Annotated in this window: 12 protein-coding genes; all 12 read left to right on the forward strand. The window is 32.8% G+C overall.

The window, feature by feature from the left end:
• The first annotated feature begins 1 nt into the window (after position 1).
• The 12 genes from AXE80_RS03165 to AXE80_RS03220 all read left to right on the forward strand — a co-directional run bounded on the left by AXE80_RS03165 (position 2) and on the right by AXE80_RS03220 (position 20,850).
• On the forward strand, positions 2–865 hold the full coding sequence (locus tag AXE80_RS03165; protein WP_068824447.1) for a hypothetical protein: 864 nt from the start codon (positions 2–4) through the stop codon (positions 863–865).
• A 21-nt stretch (positions 866–886) separates the two neighbouring features.
• Positions 887–3,298 (forward strand): glycoside hydrolase family 3 N-terminal domain-containing protein, encoded by a 2,412-nt coding sequence (locus tag AXE80_RS03170; protein WP_068824448.1) that lies wholly within the window; start codon positions 887–889, stop codon positions 3,296–3,298.
• Between the two features lie 312 nt (positions 3,299–3,610).
• On the forward strand, positions 3,611–4,810 hold the full coding sequence (locus tag AXE80_RS03175; protein ID WP_068824449.1) for a glycoside hydrolase family 88 protein: 1,200 nt from the start codon (positions 3,611–3,613) through the stop codon (positions 4,808–4,810).
• A 464-nt stretch (positions 4,811–5,274) separates the two neighbouring features.
• Positions 5,275–6,375 carry a glycoside hydrolase family protein gene (locus tag AXE80_RS03180; RefSeq protein ID WP_068824450.1) on the forward strand — a complete coding sequence of 367 codons (1,101 nt, stop codon included), beginning with the start codon at positions 5,275–5,277 and terminating at the stop codon, positions 6,373–6,375.
• 36 nt (positions 6,376–6,411) lie between these two features.
• Entirely contained in the window at positions 6,412–7,740 is a 1,329-nt protein-coding gene (locus AXE80_RS03185) for a sugar porter family MFS transporter (protein ID WP_068824451.1), read from the forward strand.
• 4 nt (positions 7,741–7,744) lie between these two features.
• Positions 7,745–8,554, forward strand: a complete 810-nt coding sequence (locus AXE80_RS03190) for an alpha/beta hydrolase (protein ID WP_068824452.1) — start codon at positions 7,745–7,747, stop codon at positions 8,552–8,554.
• A 17-nt stretch (positions 8,555–8,571) separates the two neighbouring features.
• Positions 8,572–10,056 (forward strand): sulfatase-like hydrolase/transferase, encoded by a 1,485-nt coding sequence (locus tag AXE80_RS03195; protein WP_083194511.1) that lies wholly within the window; start codon positions 8,572–8,574, stop codon positions 10,054–10,056.
• A 3-nt stretch (positions 10,057–10,059) separates the two neighbouring features.
• Positions 10,060–12,873, forward strand: coding sequence for an endo-acting ulvan lysase-like protein (locus tag AXE80_RS03200; protein WP_068824453.1), 2,814 nt, complete (start codon positions 10,060–10,062; stop codon positions 12,871–12,873).
• Positions 12,874–12,877: 4 nt separating this feature from the next.
• On the forward strand, positions 12,878–14,860 hold the full coding sequence (locus AXE80_RS03205; protein ID WP_083194514.1) for a glycoside hydrolase family 97 protein: 1,983 nt from the start codon (positions 12,878–12,880) through the stop codon (positions 14,858–14,860).
• An 11-nt stretch (positions 14,861–14,871) separates the two neighbouring features.
• Complete coding sequence (locus AXE80_RS03210) at positions 14,872–16,542, forward strand: sulfatase family protein (protein ID WP_068824454.1); 1,671 nt, start codon at positions 14,872–14,874, stop codon at positions 16,540–16,542.
• A 69-nt stretch (positions 16,543–16,611) separates the two neighbouring features.
• Positions 16,612–18,108, forward strand: a complete 1,497-nt coding sequence (locus AXE80_RS03215; RefSeq protein WP_068824455.1) for a right-handed parallel beta-helix repeat-containing protein — start codon at positions 16,612–16,614, stop codon at positions 18,106–18,108.
• A gap of 84 nt (positions 18,109–18,192) precedes the next feature.
• Positions 18,193–20,850 (forward strand): endo-acting ulvan lysase-like protein, encoded by a 2,658-nt coding sequence (locus AXE80_RS03220; protein WP_068824456.1) that lies wholly within the window; start codon positions 18,193–18,195, stop codon positions 20,848–20,850.
• The last annotated feature ends 10 nt before the right edge of the window (positions 20,851–20,860 follow it).

A 20,860-nucleotide genomic window follows, 5' to 3' on the forward strand; every position in this document is an offset into this window, starting at 1 on the left:
AATGAGAAAACAATATTTAGTTTTAGTACTTTTTTTAGTGTTGGGAAGTAAAATATATTCACAAACGGTTCCCTATACTATTGGGCGTATAGTGGTGAGTTCCGATGGAAATGAACACGATCATGATGATTGGGCTGCCACTCCTTTTACACTAGCATTACTTGCTGCAAAAAACTTACAAGATCGTTTAACAGTTTATACTTTTAGTGATCATATATGGGGAAGCAATCATGATAAACCCGATGGTAAAAAACAAATGTTGATAAGTGCTTTAGAAGGAAAAGAAATTTATCATTACCACCATTCTAATTTTATAGAAGCGGTTGCAGATAGCACAAAAGCAATTCAGGCCATAGTAAAAGAAATTAATAAATCTAAAAAACAAGATCCATTAACAATTATTGCTGCAGGGCCTATGCATGTTGTTGGAAGTGCTATTGCCAAAGCCAAAAAATCTAAATTAAAATACGTGAGATTAATTTCTCATTCTAATTGGAATGATAATCATTCTGATAAACCATATAATTGGGAACATCACTCAGGGTGGACTTGGAAAGAAATAAAAGAAACTTTCTCGTCTAGCGGATTGATTTGTGATAGAATTCTAGACCAAAATGGAGGAAAAGATTATGAGGGAATGAAAGCCCCAAAACACATGTTCGATTGGATTAAAAACTCACCAATAAGAGAAGGTTCTGAGGAAGTTTCAAAACAATTAGATTGGCTGTATAAAAGACAATTAACTTGTGTAAAAAAAGGTGATTTAGACCCTTCTGATGCTGGAATGATTATTTATTTACTTACCGGCAAACAAAAAACAAATCCAGAAGATGCTAGAAAAATTATTGAGCATAAAACCCTTTAAATCTCGTAAACTTAATTAAGAATGAAATATAAAATAGCAGCAATATTCTTATTGCCTTGTGTTTTAATATTGACTTTGTCTTTTAAAACAAAACCTAAAAAAATCTATCATAAAGATTGGATAGATTTTAACAAAAATGGAGTAAAAGATGTTTTTGAAGATCCTAAGGCAGATATAGAAGATAGGGTACAGAACCTTGTTTCTTTAATGAATGTTGACGAAAAAACTTGTCAGCTAGTAACGCTATACGGATATGCACGCGTTTTAGAAGATGAATTGCCTACGCCTGAATGGAAAAATAGAGTGTGGAAAGATGGTATTGCTAATATTGATGAGCACTTAAACACCATTCACGGAAGAGAAAATACTTATACAGAAAATTCATATCCATATAGTAATCATGCGGAGGCTATTAATAAAGTTCAAAAATGGTTTATAGAAGAAACTAGAATGGGAATTCCTGTAGATTTCACCAATGAAGGAGTTCACGGACTTTGTCATAAAAAAGCTACTCCTTTACCAGCTCCCATTGGTATTGGAAGTACATGGAACAAAGAATTGGTTTACAAAGCAGGAACTGTAGTAGGTAGAGAAGCAAAAGCTTTAGGTTATACAAATGTGTATGCTCCCATTTTAGATGTTGCAAGAGACCAAAGGTGGGGAAGGGTTTTAGAATGTTATGGAGAGGAACCTTTTCATATTTCAGAAATGGGAAAACAAATGGTTAAGGGAATTCAATCTCAAGGAATAGCTTCTACCATCAAGCATTTTGCTGTTTATAGTATCCCAAAAGGAGCTAGAGATGGAGATGCAAGAACGGATCCGCATGTAGCACCAAGAGAAATGCATCAGTTGCATTTGTATCCTTTTAAAAAAGTAATTAAGGAAGCAAAGCCTATGGGTGTTATGAGTAGTTATAACGATTATGATGGTGAACCCGTAAGTGCTAGTTATTATTTTTTAACAGAACTATTAAGAGAAGAATACGGTTTTAATGGTTATGTAGTTTCTGACAGTGAGGCAGTTGAATATGTGTCGGATAAACATCATGTAGCAGCAGATTATAAAGAAGCTGTAAGACAGGTAATTGAAGCAGGATTAAATGTAAGAACTACTTTTAGAACACCAGAATCTTTTGTAAAACCTTTAAGAGAATTAATTCAAGAAGGAAAGTTGTCTATGAAAACCATAGATTTAAGAGTGGCAGAAGTACTAAGAGTTAAGTTTAAGTTAGGTTTGTTTGATCAGCCTTATGTAGAAACCCCAAAAAAATCTAATGAATTGGTTCATACTAAGCAAGATGAAGAATTTTCTAAACAAATCAATAGAGAGTCATTAGTCTTGTTAAAAAACGAAAACAATTTATTGCCTTTAAATGTAAATAATTATAAAAACATCTTAGTAACAGGTCCCTTAGCAGATGAGGTTAATTTTACCTATAGTAGGTATGGGCCAGCAGAAAATCCATCAACCTCAGTATATCAAGGAATTAAAAAATATGCTAAAAATAGTGCTAATGTTTATTACGAAAAAGGTTGTGATATAGTAGATCCTAATTGGCCAGGAAGTGAGATTATTCCTACTCCTTTATCAGTAGAAGAGCAAGCAAGCATTAATGCTGCTGTAGAAAAAGCAAAACAATCAGATGTAATTATTGCTGTAGTAGGAGAGGATGAAAAACGAGTGGGGGAAACAAAATCAAGAACTAGTCTTGGACTTCCAGGAAGACAATTTCAGTTAGTACAAGCTTTATACGCTACAGGAAAACCTGTTGTTTTGGTATTGATTAATGGTCAACCTTTAACCATCAACTGGGAAAATAAGTATTTACCAGCTATTTTAGAAGCCTGGTTTCCTAGCACTGCAGCAGGAGAAGTGATTGCTGAAACTTTATTTGGAGATTATAACCCTGGAGGAAAGTTGTCTGTAACTTTTCCTAAATCAGTAGGACAAATACCTTTAAACTTCCCTTTTAAACCAGGTTCTCAAGCAGGGCAGCCAGGTTCTGGTCCCAATGGATATGGTAATACAAGAGTGCTTGGGCCATTGTATCCTTTTGGTTATGGTTTAAGTTATACTACATTTAAGTATAGTGATTTGGTTGTCAATCAAAAAACAAAACATTCTCAAAGTGATGTACTTGTTTCTTTTAAAATAACCAATACAGGAAAAAGAGAGGGGGATGAAATTGTACAAATGTATGTAAAAGACAAGGTGAGTAGTGTTACTACTTATGAATCACAACTTAGAGGTTTTGAACGTGTTCATTTATCACCAGGAGAAACTAAAACAGTACAGTTTACTTTACAGCCAGAAGATTTAGAAATTTTGGATAAAAATATGAATTGGACAGTTGAGTCAGGAACTTTTAAAATCATGATTGGTAGTTCATCAGTGGAGATTCATTTAAGTGAAGAGTTTGAAGTTTTGTAGAAAAAACATCCGATAGTATCTATGGTTTTGATATCAAAAAATGTGGTCGTTATAGAAAGGTTTGTCAAGAATAAAAAAAGTAAAATAATAAGTCAGGGTTTGGTTAAATATGTTAAATAATTTTCGGTGTTTTACTAAAAATCTCTACAAACCCACTGAATACAGTGTTTTCACCCTTAAAAAGGGTATTGTTTTATTGAATTTGATTCATAGTTTATATTTAAAAAAAGCAGATGTCGTTATCATTGTATTGTAAATATGACTTAAATCTAATAACTCCATTTTTTAGATTTATTAAAAGAAAAATATAATATGAAAGTTTTAAAAATGATTTTGGCAACGTGTTGTTTGGTTGCTTTGCTGTTTGTCTATGGGTGTGAAAATAAAGAAAAGACAAAAAGCGCTACGGAAGTTGTTCTTGATAAAAGTGTATCAAAGGTAAAAGATGTAATGCAGTCTTTAACAGAAGTAGATAGTTTTCCAAGAAACATAACAAAAGGGAAAAAGAACTGGAACTTTGTAGGTTACAGAGATTGGTGTTCTGGTTTTTACCCAGGAGTATTATGGTATGCTTATGAGTATTCTAAAGATGAAGAAATAAGAAAAGGAGCCGAAGCATTTACAGCTTCTTTAAAAGATATTGCATACACACCTGCTGATAATCACGACATCGGTTTTATGATGTACTGTAGCTACGGAAATGGATATAGATTAACTGGTAATGAGGAGTATAAAGATATTTTATTAGCCTCTGCAGATACATTGGCTACTTTGTACAACCCTAAAGTTGGAACTATTTTATCTTGGCCTGGAATGACAGAAAAAATGGGACATAACACCATTATTGATAACATGATGAATTTAGAGTTGCTTTTTTGGGCAGCTAAAAATGGAGGAGATCATAAATTGTATGATATCGCAAAAAGTCATGCAGAAGTATCTATGAAGTACTTAGTACGTCCAGATAACTCAATTTATCACGTAATTTGTTTTGATCAAGAAACAGGTGAGTTTGTTAAAGGAATAACACACCAAGGTTATGCTGATGAGTCTATGTGGGCTAGAGGACAAGGATGGGGAATCTATGGTTTCTCAATGTCTTACAGAGAAACAGGAGATGAAGAGTTTTTAAATACAGCTATTGGTTTGGCTGATCATTTTATAGAAAGATTACCAGAAGATGGTATACCATATTGGGATTTTGATGATCCAAAAATTCCTAACGCACCAAAAGATGCTTCAGCTGCTGGAGTTGTAGCTTGTGGTATGTTAGAGTTGTCTAGTTTAGTTAAAGATGAGGCTTTAAAAACAAAGTACTTTAACGCAGCAAAATCATTAATCACAAAATTAAGTTCTGATGAGTATTTAAGCGGTGATGTTAACGATGCTTTATTGTTACATTCAACAGGACACATGCCTCATAACTCAGAAATTGATGTTCCAATTGTATATGCAGACTATTATTTTATGGAAGCATTGTTGAGATTAAAAAAAGCAGAAAGTATAGATTAGTTTATATTTATTAAGGCTAGGAATAGTCTTCATTTTATTAGTTATCCCATTGTAGTGCATCACTACAATGGGTTTTTTTATGGCTTTATTCAAAGGTGTTTTTTGATGTTTTAATAAGCTTATATAGATGTTTAATTACTGAAAAAATAGATAAACTCAGCGTCTAGTTTTATGAATTAAAATAAAAGATAAAGTTGAGTTTTTGTGTAGATATTGATTGTTTTTCTTTTGGTAATAAAACAATAAAAAATGAAGTGTTTTTGTTAAAACCCGTTGTGTTTACTTGCTTTAGGGATAAAATGGTTTCTTAGTTATAGTCTTTGCACCATGATTTATTCTATTTTTTAAAGTCAAATCTTAGATTGCACTAGTATTTAAAATAATTTCATAAAGACGAGTTTTTTGTGACTTTTTTTAAGGATATGATTACCGATGAATTGGTGATTTGATTTTGAAGATGAATTATGAATAAAGTTAAGAATTACATCCTGTTTTTATTTTTGTTTAGCATCACAATTTGTGGGCAATCACAAAATATAATAAGTGAGAATTTAAAGGAAGCTCCGGTTGATGGAGGACTTAAAATGGATGATTATTGGGTGTGGGGGAGTTCTGTGATTAAAGGAGAAGATGGAAAATATCACATGTATGCTTCTCGTTGGTCTAGCTATTTACCATTTCACCCAGGATGGATGATTGATTCAGAAATTGTTCATGCTGTTTCTAACACTCCAGAGGGGCCATATCAGTTTCAAGATGTTGCTTTAGGAGCGAGAGGGGCACAATACTGGGATGGAAGATCTTGTCATAACCCTAAAATAGTTAAGCATCATGATACTTACATTTTGTATTACATGGGATCTACTCACCCTTTTGAAGAAGTGACTAAAGAAAATGTTAGTGAGTTTGATTTGTTAAGTAAATGGTGTATCACAGCTCGTTGGAGAAAACGTATAGGTGTGGCAACTTCTAAAAGTCCAAATGGACCATGGAAAAGATTAAATGCTCCAATTCTTGAAGTAAAACCAAATTCTTATTATAGTTTCTTAACGTCAAATCCATCACCATTAATTAAAGAAGATGGTTCTGTTGTTTTGTTGTTTAAAGGTCGCTCTTACAAAGAAGATGGAATTAGTAATAGTGACATGAGTATTGGTGTAGCAACTGCTCCTTCTTACAATGGTAAATATACGGTAGTTGGCGATGAACCTTTGTTTTCAATGGAACGTTTTGGTGAAGTTGAAGATCCTCACTTATGGAGTGATGATAATGGTTTTCATATGGTTGCTAAAGATCAACGTGGTGCTATTACAGGTGGTAAGGGAGATGGTTTGTTAGCACATTCAAAAGATGGAATAAATTGGGTGGTTGATGAAAGTCCTAGAGCTTACACTAAAATGGTAAAATGGGATAATGGAAAAACAATTAAACAAGGGCAGTTAGAGCGTCCATTTGTTTTTGTGGAAGATGGGAAACCTACACATATTTTCTTTGCGACTATGAACGGTCCTGGAGGATTTTCAAACGGAACTAAAACATGGAATATGGTAATTCCATTACAATAAATAAAAAATTAAGACAAACAATTATATTATAACAAAATGAACAAGAAAATACTTTTATGGTCTATTACAGCAGCACTTGCTGGGTTTTTATTTGGATTTGACGTAGTAGTGATCTCTGGAGCAGACAAAAAATTACAACTTTTATGGGACTCTTCGGATGCTTTTCATGGTTGGGTAGTAATGGGTATGGCTCTTTGGGGAACTGTATTAGGGGCAGTTTTTGGAGGTTATCCTACCAACAAATTTGGACGTAAAAACACCTTAATTGTTATTGGAATATTGTTTGCTGTTTCTGCAATTGGATCAGCATTATCTAATGATCCTTATATTTTTGCTTTTGCTCGTTTTATTGGAGGAATTGGGGTAGGTGCCTCAACTATTGCAGCACCAGCATATATTTCTGAAATAGCACCAGCAAAAGACAGAGGAAGATTGGTAGCATTGTATCAGTTTAATATTGTTTTTGGTATCCTAGTAGCATTTTTATCAAATTACCTTTTAAGTGGTATAGGTGAAAATGATTGGAGATGGATGGTAGGTGTTGAAGCTATTCCTGCAGTATTATACATTTTGTTTGCATTAAAAGTACCTAAAAGTCCAAGATGGTTATTGTCTCAGTCAAGAGAACAAGAAGCAAGAGAAGTTTTACAAATTATCGATCCATCAGCAAATATAGATGAGCAAATTGCTGAGTTTAAAAGTCATTCTGATCAAAGTGATAAAACAGAAACTATCTTTATTAAAAAGTATAGATTCCCATTAATGTTGGCATTTTTAATTGCCTTTTTTAATCAGTTTTCAGGGATTAATGCATTCTTGTATTATGCACCACGTATTTTTGAAGAAGCTGGTTTAGGAGAAAGCACGGCTTTATTGAGTAGTGTAGGTATTGGGATTACAAACCTTATTTTTACTTTGTTAGGAGTTTTCTTAATTGATAAGTTAGGAAGAAAAACATTAATGTATATTGGTTCAGTAGGGTATATCATATCCTTAGGACTTGTTTCTGCAGCCTTTTTCTTAGGTTGGACAGGAATGGCTGTACCTTTCTTTTTATTCTTGTTTATTGCAGCTCATGCTGTTGGTCAAGGAGCAGTAATCTGGGTGTTTATCTCAGAAATATTCCCTAATCATTTAAGAGCATCAGGGCAATCTTTCGGAAGTTCTACTCACTGGATTTTAGCAGCATTAATTCCATCATTAATACCTTATTTATTTAGTCACCCAATGATTGGTGCTGGTGTTGTGTTCTTGGTTTTTGCAGGAATGATGATACTTCAGTTATTATTTGTTGCCTTTTTAATGCCAGAAACAAAAGGAAAAACATTAGAAGAGTTAGAGGATATTATTTTAAAGAAAAAATAAGTGGATGAAAACAGTATATAGCTTTTTCTTAATTTATTGTTTTACTATAAGTGTATTTGCATCAAATGTAGATACACTTGTAGTGCATAGTAATATCATGAATAAGGATATTAAAAATGTGGTAATTACTCCTGATAATTACAGCAAAAAAGAAAAAGCTTATGCGGTTGTTTATTTATTACATGGTGCAGGAGGGGATTATAAAACATGGTTAGCTAAAGCTCCTAAGGTAAAAGCCTATGCAGATTTATACAATGTAATTATTGTTTGTCCTGATGGAGGTAAAACAAGTTGGTATTTTGATAGTCCTGTTGATAAAACCATGCAATATGAAACCTATATTTCAAAAGAATTAATTTTAAGTATAGACCAAAATTACAATACGATTCCTGATATTAAGCACAGAGCAATATCTGGATTTAGCATGGGAGGACACGGAGCTTTGTACTTAGCTTTTAAGCATCCAGATGTATGGGGAGCTGCAGCAAGTATGAGTGGAGGTGTTGATATAAGACCATTTCCTAGAGGTTGGGATTTATCAAAAAGATTAGGGAGTTATGCAGAAAACCCAACCAATTGGGAAAATAACACAGTAATTAATCTAGTACATCTATTAAATGGTAAAAATCTAAAGTTTTTGTTTGACTGTGGTGTTGATGATTTTTTTTACGATTCCAATGTTAGATTACACAAAAAACTTATAGAAAGAAATATACCACATGATTATATAGAAAGACCGGGAGGTCATACCAATAAATATTGGGCAAACTCTATCAAATATCACATGGTATTTTTTAAAGACTTTTTTAATTAATAAATAAAATAATTCAAATGAATTTTAAAGCAGTTTATTTCTTTTCACTAATTACGTTATTGTTTGTTTCTTGCAAAAGCAAGTCAGCTAATAGTAAGGTTAAGCCTGAAACTGAAATATCATCTTTAGCAAATACAAAACCTAATATAGTGGTGTTGTTATGTGATGATTTAGGATATGGAGATTTATCGTCTTTTGGTCATCCTATCATCAATACACCTAACTTAGATAATTTAGCTAAAACAGGTATAAAACTTACGAGTTTTTATTCTACAGCGCCTGTTTGTTCGCCTTCTAGAGCTGGATTGTTAACAGGTAGAAGCCCAAATAAAGCTGGTATTTACGATTTTATTCCAGGTTTAAAAAAGAGTCCAGATAACAGAGATTTAGTACATCTTCAAGCACATGAACAAACCATTCCTGCGATGTTAAAGTCAGTAGGATATGCTACCTGTTTGGTAGGTAAATGGCATTGTAGCTCTAGATTTAATAGTGATAAACAACCACAACCAGATGATTTTGGTTTTGATTATTGGATGGCTACGCATAACAATGCTGCACCAAGCCATAAGAATCCAAATAACTTTGTTCGTAATCGTGAAAAAGTTGGAGAAATTGAAGGGTTTAGTAGTCAAATTATTGTTAGCGAAGCCATCAATTGGTTAGAAAACAAAAAAGATAACAATCCTTTCTTTTTAGAAGTAACTTTTCACGAACCACATGAGCCAATAGCATCTCCAGAAGATTTGGTTCAAAAATATTTACCAAAAGCAAAAACTAGAGAAGAGGCAGAATATTTTGCCAATGTAGAAAATGTAGATATTGCTGTAGGACGTTTGGTGGAGTACTTCAAGAAGAACAATATGGACAATACGTTAATTGTCTTTAGTTCAGATAATGGGCCAGAAACATTAATGAGATACAGTAGAGCTAAACATTCATATGGAACTCCAGGACCTTTAAAAGGAATGAAACTTTGGACAAATGAAGCTGGATTTAGAGTACCTGGGATCATCAACTGGATAGGAAAAGATATGTATTCTGGAACTACAGATAAAGTAGTTTCTGCTTTAGATTATATGCCAACTTTTGCTGAATTATCTGGAGCAAAATTGCCTAATAGAAATTTAGATGGTGAATCTTTTGTATCGCTTTTAGAACAAGGGGAGTTCAACAGAGAAAAGCCATTAATTTGGGCTTTTTATGATGCTATCAATGAGCAAAAAGTTGCCATGCGAAAAGGTGATTGGAAAATTATGGCTAGCATAGAAGCTAACGGTGAAACTTTACCAAACATCCATAATTTATACGATGGTAATGAGGCTTTAGTAAAAAATGCAAAATTGGTAAATCATGTAATGTTCAATTTAACAAAGGATATTCATGAATCTGAAGATTTATCTACACAAGAACCAGAAGTATTTGAAGAGATGAAAAAAACTTTAGAGTTAGAGTATAAAAAATTATTAGACGAAAGTCATATTTGGGTTAGAGAAGAATAACTTATGATTAAAAAGATTGTTTTACTATTTCTTTGCATCAATATTCTTTTTATAAAGGATGTTGATGCTCAGTTTGTGTTCCCTGATAAAATTCAGAGAGAACATCCTCGTTTAATTTCGCCTGAAATTAAGCATGGAGAATTATTGTCTAAAATAGAGAGTGATGCAGCAGTAAAAACATCTTATAACTCTTTAAAAAGCGATATTTCAAAATACGTAAATCAATTTAAAAAAGAACCTAATTGGTTGTCATCACGTTTTCAAATGTATTGGAAATCTCATGCAACTGATGTGTATGTAAAAGGTGAGTTTTATGCTTATGCCAAAGGAAAAGCACCTGTTCCAACGGTGATGTTTACAGGGCAACGTGATTATGTGACTGATTATAAAACGCCAAAAGTTGAAGATATAAAACCTTATTTAGAAGACAAAAGAGGACTGTATCTTCAGCATAAAAATACAAATAAATGGGAGTGGGTTTCTCCAGAAAAAACAGGGAGAGTTATAGAGAATATCAACGAAAACATCATGAAAATTGCTCGTGATGCTGCTTTGGTTTATTTTGTAGAAGGTGATAAAGAATATGCTCAATTCGCTCTTCATTTACTAGATGTTTACTCGCAAGGTTTGTTGTATAGAAATGAACCTATAGATCTAGAAAAAGGGAATATTCAAAATGTTATAGGGTTAACATCTTTCCAAGTGATTAAAGAAAATATTGTAGATGAATTGGCTCAAACCTATGATTTTTTATATGATTATATTCAAAAAAATCATCCAAAACAAAATGTTATATATACTGCATCTTTAAAAAAGTTGGCAGAAATTATTATTAAAAATGGAGTGCCAGACAATAACTGGAATTTACATCAAACGAATAAGGTAATTGAGATTGCTTTGGTTCTGGATAATAATGAGGCTTACAAAGATGGTAAAGGATGTCAGTATTATTTACATCGTGTTTTTAATGAATCAGAAGCTAGACAATGGTCGGTAAATGATGTACTTTCTTATGGTTATGATGAAAATAATGGTGTGTGGAACGAAAGTTCTGGTTACGCATTAAGTGTAGCCAAAGGTTTTACAGAATTAGCAAAAGTAATTCAAGAAGCGTTAAATGTTGATGTAATGCCCAATATGCCTGTAATAAAAAAGGCAGTAGAGGTAATGCCACAATATTTATATCCAAACAAACAAATTGTAGCTTTTGGAGATTCTCATTATGGAACTTTAGAAACAAATCCATTTTTAGATTTAATCAGCAACGCACAAAAGTTTCATAAAAAAGAACAAGAAGAACGTTTTACAGAAATGCTTTTTTTGATAAAAGACAAAAAGCAACTGTTAAAGCCTAGCAAGCCTAAAAATGCTTTTAGAGAATTATTATACAATACTAAGGTTACATTAAATAAAGATATTGAACCTGCGAATTTATCTGACTATACAACAGCTTCTTTTTACGCACCAAATGTTAGTTGGTTGGCTATGAGAAATGGTATGGATAAAGAAAATGGTTTAATGATTTCTCAGGTAGGTTCCACTGGTAATCATGCACATTCTAACGGAATTGCCATGGAGTTTTATGGTAAAGGTTATGTGTTAGCTCCAGAAGGAGGTAGGGGGTCTAGCTATTTTAGACCAGATTATCGTGAGTACTATTCACAATTCCCAGCACACAATACGGTGTCTGTAAACGGAAAATCGCAATACAATAAAATGCGAAGTTATTATGCTTTTCAGGTAAATGCATTGTATCCAGCATCAGAACAGAAAGAAGGATATTATCCAAATATTAATTTTTCTGATTTGTATTTTCATGAACCAAGTACAAACTCAGATCAAAATAGAGTGATGAGTATTGTACGTACAGGAGAAACTTCTGGATATTATGTTGATATTTTTAGATCTAAAACCAAAGAAAATAATGCAGATTATCACGATTATTTCTTTCACAATTTAGGTCAAACACTTGAGTTTTTTAGTGAAGAGAATCAATCTATCCGTTTACATAAATCATCAAAACTAAATTCAAAATCAGGAAATATAAAAGCTTATGATTATTTGTTTGATGAGCAATCAGTAAAAAGAGACAGTCCTTTTAAAGCTACTTATAATTTATCTATTGATGATAAAAATATAGCCATGAATATGTGGATGAACGGAAATGATGATCGTGAATTATTTAAAGTAAAATCTCCGCATTCTGAGGCTTTTAGAAAAATTTTACCAGAAGCTATAGAAAAAGCACCCTTGTTAACTATGGTAGTTAGGCAATATGGAGAAGCGTGGAACAAGCCTTTTGTGGCAGTTTATGAACCTTCTACAGATGCTGAGCCAGCAACAATTAAAACCATACAGCAATTTGCAGATGCGAATAACAATTCAAGTTTTGTAGGCTTACAAATAGTTAGTAAAAACAATAGAACAGATTATATATTTTCTTCGGATGTACACGATATCTATACTTATGATGGCATTCAGTTTACAGGAACTTTTGGTTTGGTTACTAAAGAAGAAAATAATACCACTCTTTTTATGGGTCAAGGTAAAGGAATTAGTTACCAAGGATATAGCGTTGAAGTTTTAGGGAAAAAATCTAGTGATGTTGCTTTGGTAATTGGAACTGAACCAATGTTAACTTGTGCAGATGCAGTTTTGTTAACGGTTCCAGATGAATATAAAAAAGGACAAGTGGTTTTAAATATTGGCTTTAAAGAAATTCAAGGAGCAAGAAATAAGGTTAACGGAAAAAAGGTAGTTCAGTTTAAAGTACCGTCCACAAAATATCAACATATATTAATTAAAATAAAACAATAAATAAATGAATCTATTTTTTAAAAAGTTTAGCGTTATAATTACATTATTATTAGTGTTTACTAGTTGTAATTCAGCTGAGGTGATTGAATTATCATCACCAGATACTTCTAAAAAAATTGTCTTCTTAGAGGGAGAGAATAACAATATTACGTTTTCAGTTTATTACAATGATAAAAAAATAATTCAAACATCTGTTTTAGAATTGTTATCAGAGGAATTAAATTTTTCTGGAAAAGTAACTGTTGAACAAATAGAAAATACATCTGTAAATACTACGTGGAATTCTAGGTTTAGTGAGTTAAGTACTATTCCAGATCACTACAATCAAACTAAAATTTACTTAAAGCAAGGAAATGCCAAGTTAAACATTATTGCTAGAGCTTATAATGAAGGTGTAGCGTTTTCTTACGAAGTTCCTGCTCAAAACGGAATAGAAGAAATTGGGTTAAGTGAAAATATTCATTACAATTTTTCTGAAAACTTTCCTGTTTGGTCTACTCCAAAACGTGAAAAAGGAGTGTTAACGGCTCAAGGAAAATACAGTAAAATTCCTATGACCGAATTGCAAGAAGGAGCAGACAGACCTTTGTTAATTGAAGTAAGTGATGATATAAAGATTGCTTTGGCAGAAGCTCAATTGGTAGATTATGCTAGAATGAGTTTTGATAAAGGAAATTCATCAAAATATAGTATTGTCTCTTCTCTTGATGGAAAAACAGAAGCATTAAAGCAAGATGAAATCACAGGAGCTGTTATAGAAGAAAACAAAGTAGCAGGAGCTAGAGTACATAAAAAACTTCCTTTTCAATCTCCATGGAGAGTGGTAATGATGGGAGAAAGTTATGGAGAATTGTTAGAGAATAATTATTTAATACAGAACTTAAATCCACCATCTGAAATTGCTGATGATTCTTGGATTAAACCAGGAAAAGTACTTAGAGAAACTACTTTAACTACTCAAGGAGCATTTGCTGCTATAGATTTTGTATCAAGCCACAACATGCAATACATTATGTTTGATGCGGGTTGGTATGGAAATGAAATGAAGAACAGTTCTGATGCTACTACGGTTACTTTAGATCCTAAAAGATCAAAAGGGCCTTTAGATATGCAAGCAGTTACTGCGTATGGTAAAGAAAGAGGTGTTGGACTTATTTTGTATGTTAACCGTCGTGCTTTAGAAAAGCAATTAGATGATATTTTACCATTGTTTAAAGAATGGGGAGTAGCAGGTATTAAGTTTGGTTTTGTAAGAGTTGGAGATCAAGATGCTACTGCATGGATGCATGAAGCTATTAAAAAAGCTGCCGAATATGGAATGATTGTAGATGTTCATGATGAGTACAGACCAACAGGTTTTTCTAGAACGTATCCTAACTTGTTAACTCAAGAAGGTATTAGAGGAGATGAAGAATCAGTGCCAAACGACCATACTCTAATAACAATGTTTACCAGAACTTTGGCTGGAGCATCTGATAATACTGTTTGTTACTATAACTCCCGTGTTAATAAAATGGGGTCTCACGCATCTCAATTAGCAAAAACAATCTGTGTTTTTAGTCCATTACAATTTTTGTATTGGTATGATAAAGCTCCTGCAGCTCCAATAAAAGAAGATGGATTATGGGGAGATACTAAAACTATTGGTAACGAACCAGAACTTGAATTTTTTAACAATGTACCTACTACTTGGGATGAAACAAAAGTGTTAAAAGCAGAAATTGGAGAAGTTGGAGTGATTGCTCGTAGAAAAGGAAACGATTGGTTTATTGGAGGAATTAACGGAACAACGCCTCATAATGTTGAAGTAGATTTTTCATTTTTAGAACCAAATGCTAAGTACCTAGCTAAGGTTTATACAGATGATGAAACTGTAAAAACTAGAACCAATGTTAAAATAGAAGAGGTAGCGGTATCACATAAAACTAAACAAAACCTAAGTTTAAAAAGTAATAATGGTTTTGTAATGCATATAACTAAACAATAATTAAATAAGAAATGAAAAATCAACAACTAACATTAAGGTTTTTATCGTTTTTCTTTTGTGCTATACTAGTAGTGTCATGTAAGCCAAAAGAACAAAAAGCAGCAAAAAAAGAATTGCCAGCAAAAAGACCAAATATCATTTTTATGATGTCTGATGATCATGCTTATCAAGCAATTAGTGCTTATAGTGATCATTTAATTCAAACACCTAATATTGATAGAATAGCAAACGAAGGGATTAAATTTACAAATGCCTGTGTATCTAACTCTATTTGTGCACCATCAAGAGCTACAATCTTAACAGGTAAGCACTGTCATATACACGGTAAAGTAGATAATGTTTTTCCTTTTGATGAATCTCAAACTACCTTTCCTCAAATCATGCAAAAAGCTGGATACAAAACAGCGATGTTTGGAAAATTACACTTTGGGAACAATCCTAAAGGGGTAGATGAATTTAAAATTTTACCAGGACAAGGAAGATATTACAATCCTATTTTTAATACTAATGATGGTCAAATTACTGTTGAAGGATATGTAACAGATATCATTATGGATATGACTTTAGAGTGGTTAGAAAACAACAAGAATAGCGAAGAGCCATTTATGTTATTTTCTATGCAAAAAGCACCTCATAGAGAGTGGTTGCCAGCACCACGTCACTTTAAAGAGTACACTAAAAAAACTTTTAAAGAGCCAGAAACTTTGTTTGATGACTACGAAGGAAGAGGAACTGCTGCTAAAACTGCAGAAATGAACTTATTAACTCATATGAACTGGGCTGGAGATTCTAAAATGTATCCAGACATCATGAAAGAGTTAGGAATTAAAGACAAGTCAGGTTGGGACTTAGAAGCTTTTGAACGTGAGGTAGGAGCTATGAATGAAGAGCAAAGAGCTGTTTGGGATTCTGTGTACAGACCTATGATGGAAGCATTCAAAAAAGAATATCCTAACATGAGTGATGAGGAATTGATGAAATGGCGTTACCAACGTTATATGCAAGATTATTTAGGATGTATTGCTTCTGTGGATGAAAATGTTGGTCGTTTATTAGACTATTTAGATGAAACTGGATTGGCAGAAAATACGATTATCGTATATACTTCAGACCAAGGATTTTATTTAGGAGAGCACGGATGGTTTGACAAGCGTTTTGTTTACGATGAATCATTTAAAACACCTTTATTAATCCGTTGGCCAAATGTAATTAAGCCTGGTACTACTAGTACAGAAATGGTTCAGAATTTAGATTTTGCACAAACTATTTTAGAAGCAGCTCATATTGAGGCTCCTGATGATATGCAAGGAGAAAGTTTGGTTCCATTATTATTAGGAAACAATGAGGAGTGGACAAGAGATGCTGTGTATTATCACTACTATGAATACCCAGGTATTCACATGGTAAAAAGACACTATGCTATCATTACTCAAGAATATAAGTTAGCACATTTTTACTACGATGTTGATGAATGGGAATTGTACGATCGTAAAAATGACCCTAATGAAATGAAAAATGTAATTGATGATCCTGCATATGCTGATGTTGTTGTAAAACTGAAAAAGCAATTGGCAGATTTGAGAGAACAATATGGAGATAGCTCTCAATTAGATCAAGAAATATTAAGAAAATACTTAGAAGCACAAAATAATCCTGATATAGAAACAGTGCCTTTGCATTAAAATGTAGAGAATTGTTGTATCGGAGGGGAGGAATTCCAAGAATAGAAACATTAACTTAAACAAATAATTATGAATACATTAAAACTAAAAAACGTTTTATTTTTAAGTCTGGTAGTTTTATTTACTTCAGTCTTAACAACGAGCTGTGTAAACAGAGTACAGCCCGAAGAATTTGATAATGATAGAGAAAAAGATTTACCTCAAGAGCCTAGTTATGGAGATGATACCATAAGGGTAGCATCAATAGCTCAATTAAGAAAAGCAGCAATTAGAAATAATAAAACAATTATTATGGTGCCTGGAGAGTACACTGCAGAAGGTACTATGCCACAGGATCCTAAAACGATTTATCACTTTAGTGGTTCTAATAACAAGTTTATTTTTAAAGATGCTACTATTATCACTCCAACAGAGGTGTTACGTGGTATGGGGCCTGGTAATACGCATGAATTTGCTACTTACCGTATTGATGGAAGCAATATTACTATCGAAGGAGGAACTTTTAAAAATACAGGATGGGATCACCCATACAAAAGTCTTTCTGAGTTTGAAGTACAAGGAAACGACATTTCATTCTTAGGATGTAATATCTATGTTCAAGGATCTAAACCTTATGGTTACGGAGATTATTATGGTAAAGGTTCACCTTTTTATACACCTTTGTATAAACATGCTGCGATGTCTATTTTAGGAGATAATGTAATTGTAGATGGTTGTGATTTTAAAGTGTATGCATTTGGACATGGAATTCACATTCATGGTTCTCAAAATACAATTATACGTAACAATACTATGGAAGGTATTTTAAGGCCTACTAATGAAATTTACGAAGAAACAGAAGCAACTCATCCAGGAAGTCCAGCAGTTTCTTTTGATTACAAAATTTGGTTTCCAGAAGAGAAAAGAGGAGATGCTATTCCAAGAGATGAAATGTTGAGTTTAACAGAAGATGGAATTAGAGCTTATTTAGATGGAACTGATGTAAATGGTGTAAACCGTAGAACTGGAGACATTTTAGTAGAAAATAATTTTGTAGATAAAATGAGATCAGGGGTCGCTATGGCAATTGCATCTGGTAAAGTAACGGTAAAGGGGAATACTATAATCAATTGTGATACTGCTTATTCATTGTCTTCTGATGATGAAGTAACAGCAGATAACAAAGGAAATGTTGCTTATGGACCATTATTATCTATGCCATATGATCATAAAAGAAACTCTCAAATTGTATTAACATTGATAGATCCAAATGAAGGAACTATGGGAACTCACAATTTTGCTGAAATTACAGGTTCTGGACATAACATTAGATTTATTGATGAAACTACTGATCCAAACGCTAACTTAAGACCTATTTGGATTGGTGTAGCTCATGAGTATAGCTCTGATGAATCAGATCCAGATGCTTCAGTAGATGGTTACAATGCTAAAGACATCATTATTAATAATGAAACTAAAAACCCAATAGTATTTGGACAATATTCTTCTGGTACTACAGGAACTACAAAAGGTGTAATTACATCTGATGATGGAACAAATAATTCAGTTACTGTTGTAACAGAATAATTATAGGAAAACCTATTATTAAAAATTAAAATAATCTTGGGTTTGTGTTTTCACAGACTCAAGATTATTAATTAAATAAATAACATGAAATATAGATTACTAATACTTTCTTTTGTTTTATTTTTTATACAAAGTCAGGCTCAACAAACAAAGAATCATCCAAGAATATTTACTTCAAAAGAAGATAGAGCTGAGTTATTACATAAAATAGAAAATGAATCTTGGGCTAAACAATCATGGAACAAACTTTTAGAAGATATAGAAGTCCATGTAAATAGACATGTAACAGATCCGGAATGGATGGTGTCTAGGTTAGCTATGTATTGGAAAGATGGTGAACGTTATACGCAATGTTATATTAAAAATCAAAATTGGGATTATGGAGAAGGAAACGCTCCTGTACCCACAGTAAGATTACCAGGTATGCGTACTTGGAATGATTACGTAAATGTACCTTTAGAAGATAGAATTCCGTATAATGAATCTGGAGATTTGTTAGGAATTAGTCGTTCTAGTGCAGACAAAACCCCTGTATTAATTCCTTATAAGGAAACAGGACATATGATTCGCCAAAACAATATGGAAATATTGCAGTTGGCAGAACAAGCAGCTTTTGCTTATTACATTACTCAAGAAGAAAAATATGCAAAATTTTCATCAGATATTTTTTGGACCTGGTTATTAGGTATTTATTACATGAATCCACCTTTAGATCCTGAACAATCTACAAAAGGACCTGGAGGATATGAACCAGGAGGAATTATGGGGTATTATGACTATGAAGTAATTCATGACGATAGACAAGCTCCAATGGCCGCTACTTATGATTTCTTATACGACTATTTAAATAATAACCCTCATAAACATTTGTCTCAAATCAACAAAAAAACAGTTGATGTAGCAGGAGAAGTGTTTAAGAGATTTATAGAAATAGGATTGGTTAGAGGAGGAAAAAAGGGAAATTGGAATGTGAACAGATATAGACATATCATGAACAGCATTTTAGCTTTAGAGTCTAATGAATTTTATGAAGACGGAAAAGGTCGTGAATATTACATTCCTTTTTACACAGAAAAGTCAGGAGACCACTATGCAGGTTTGCCAGAAATTATGGCAAACTATGATAAAGAAACTGGATTGTGGCCAGAATCTCCAGGGTATGCATCGGGAATGATTCCTTTTGTCTTAGAAATGGGATTAAAATTATATAAATCAGGAGTAAATACTTTAGATGGAAACCCAATAATTACCAAAGCAACCTTAGCAAATTTAGGTTGGTTAGATGCTAGAGGGAATTTAGTCGTTTTTGGTGATATGCGTGGAGGACCAGCAAACATGTCTGCTTTTGAATTTTTATTGACTTATTCAGTTTGGGAAAATGATTCTGAAACGGCTAAAAAAATGGCAACAGTTATCCGTAAAAATATGGCCGCTAATCAGCATGATAGAACTGCTTTAGATTGGGAAGAAATTATTTTTAATCAACCATTACCAGATTCTGGAAGTGATTTGCCATTTCATAACGCAGCCTATTCAAAATTCCATAGACATATGATTTTAAGAAATGGAAACGATGAAGAAAATGGTTTGATGTTTACTTTATATGGAGGAAAAAAGAATTCTCACTTAACCGAAAACGGTTTGGCTATGCAATTTTATGGTAAAGGTTTTGCTTTGGCTCCAGATGCATCGGCTTATGAGTCTTATTGGTCATCAGATGCTGGATACCATAGAGGGATTATGGGATCTAACACTATTGTTCCCGGATATAGAGTAGGAGATATTAAAGTAAACGCTATGGATCCTATGGTGGATAATGGTTTTTATAACAGTAAAGTTACTTCAGAAAATTGTTCTTTTGCTGATGTTTCTGCTGATGAAAAACGTCGTTTGGTAGCCATGGTGCGTACTTCTAAAACCACAGGATATTATGTAGATGTTTTTAGATCTGACCAAAAAGACAATGATTTTGTACATCATAATTTAGGGAATTCAGTAACACTTAAAAACGATGCTAATGAACCTTTAAGCCTAGCTTCTACTAATGATTTAGGAACTAAATATGATAAGTTTTATGCTTTCTTTAAAAATGCTAAGAAAGTAAATTATACTAAAGATTTTAAGGCTACTTGGGATATCAACGCAGTGTCTCCAGCATTACATGTAGATATGTGGATGATGGGACAAGAAAACAGAGAAATATTTAAAGTAGATGCACCACCAACAACTTTAAGGAGTGATGTTACTCCAGGACAAGTAAATAAAAGTCCTGAAACAACGCCTACTTTAATTGTTCGTCAAAACGGAATTAATGGAAAAGATCATCCTTTTGTTTCTGTTTTTGAATCATACGAAACAGGAAAAAAAGCAATACAAAACATTAAGACTTTAGAAACTTCTAAAAACTTTGTGAGCATTGCAGTAACTTCAAAAGAATCAACTCAGATTATTTTAAATGCAATTGATGATGAGGTTTACAAACCCGCTAAAAAGTTAAAATTTCAAGGAACTATTGGTATTGTATCAGAAAAAAATAATGAGTTTGAATACCTATACTTAGGTGATGGAAAGGTTTTACAAAAAGAAAATTATAAAATAGAAGCTGTAAATGGAACTATTACAGCAGAACTAAAATTGGTGAATGGAACGTACTACTATTCATCAAACAAACCATTACTGATTAAGTTAATCAAAGGGAAAACAAAAGAATATCCTGCAGGATATGACATTGAAATAAAATAAATTACAAGGA

The organism is Wenyingzhuangia fucanilytica (assembly GCF_001697185.1).
GTDB classification, from domain to species: domain Bacteria; phylum Bacteroidota; class Bacteroidia; order Flavobacteriales; family Flavobacteriaceae; genus Wenyingzhuangia; species Wenyingzhuangia fucanilytica.

Excerpts from the sequence above, each read along its gene's own strand:
- AXE80_RS03165 (WP_068824447.1), top strand. The coding sequence starts at position 2 with ATGAGAAAACAATATTTAGTTTTAGTACTTTTTTTAGTGTTGGGAAGT.
- AXE80_RS03170 (WP_068824448.1), top strand. The coding sequence starts at position 887 with ATGAAATATAAAATAGCAGCAATATTCTTATTGCCTTGTGTTTTAATA.
- AXE80_RS03175 (WP_068824449.1), top strand. The coding sequence starts at position 3,611 with ATGAAAGTTTTAAAAATGATTTTGGCAACGTGTTGTTTGGTTGCTTTG.
- AXE80_RS03180 (WP_068824450.1), top strand. The coding sequence starts at position 5,275 with ATGAATAAAGTTAAGAATTACATCCTGTTTTTATTTTTGTTTAGCATC.
- AXE80_RS03185 (WP_068824451.1), top strand. The coding sequence starts at position 6,412 with ATGAACAAGAAAATACTTTTATGGTCTATTACAGCAGCACTTGCTGGG.
- AXE80_RS03190 (WP_068824452.1), top strand. The coding sequence starts at position 7,745 with ATGAAAACAGTATATAGCTTTTTCTTAATTTATTGTTTTACTATAAGT.
- AXE80_RS03195 (WP_083194511.1), top strand. The coding sequence starts at position 8,572 with ATGAATTTTAAAGCAGTTTATTTCTTTTCACTAATTACGTTATTGTTT.
- AXE80_RS03200 (WP_068824453.1), top strand. The coding sequence starts at position 10,060 with ATGATTAAAAAGATTGTTTTACTATTTCTTTGCATCAATATTCTTTTT.
- AXE80_RS03205 (WP_083194514.1), top strand. The coding sequence starts at position 12,878 with ATGAATCTATTTTTTAAAAAGTTTAGCGTTATAATTACATTATTATTA.
- AXE80_RS03210 (WP_068824454.1), top strand. The coding sequence starts at position 14,872 with ATGAAAAATCAACAACTAACATTAAGGTTTTTATCGTTTTTCTTTTGT.
- AXE80_RS03215 (WP_068824455.1), top strand. The coding sequence starts at position 16,612 with ATGAATACATTAAAACTAAAAAACGTTTTATTTTTAAGTCTGGTAGTT.
- AXE80_RS03220 (WP_068824456.1), top strand. The coding sequence starts at position 18,193 with ATGAAATATAGATTACTAATACTTTCTTTTGTTTTATTTTTTATACAA.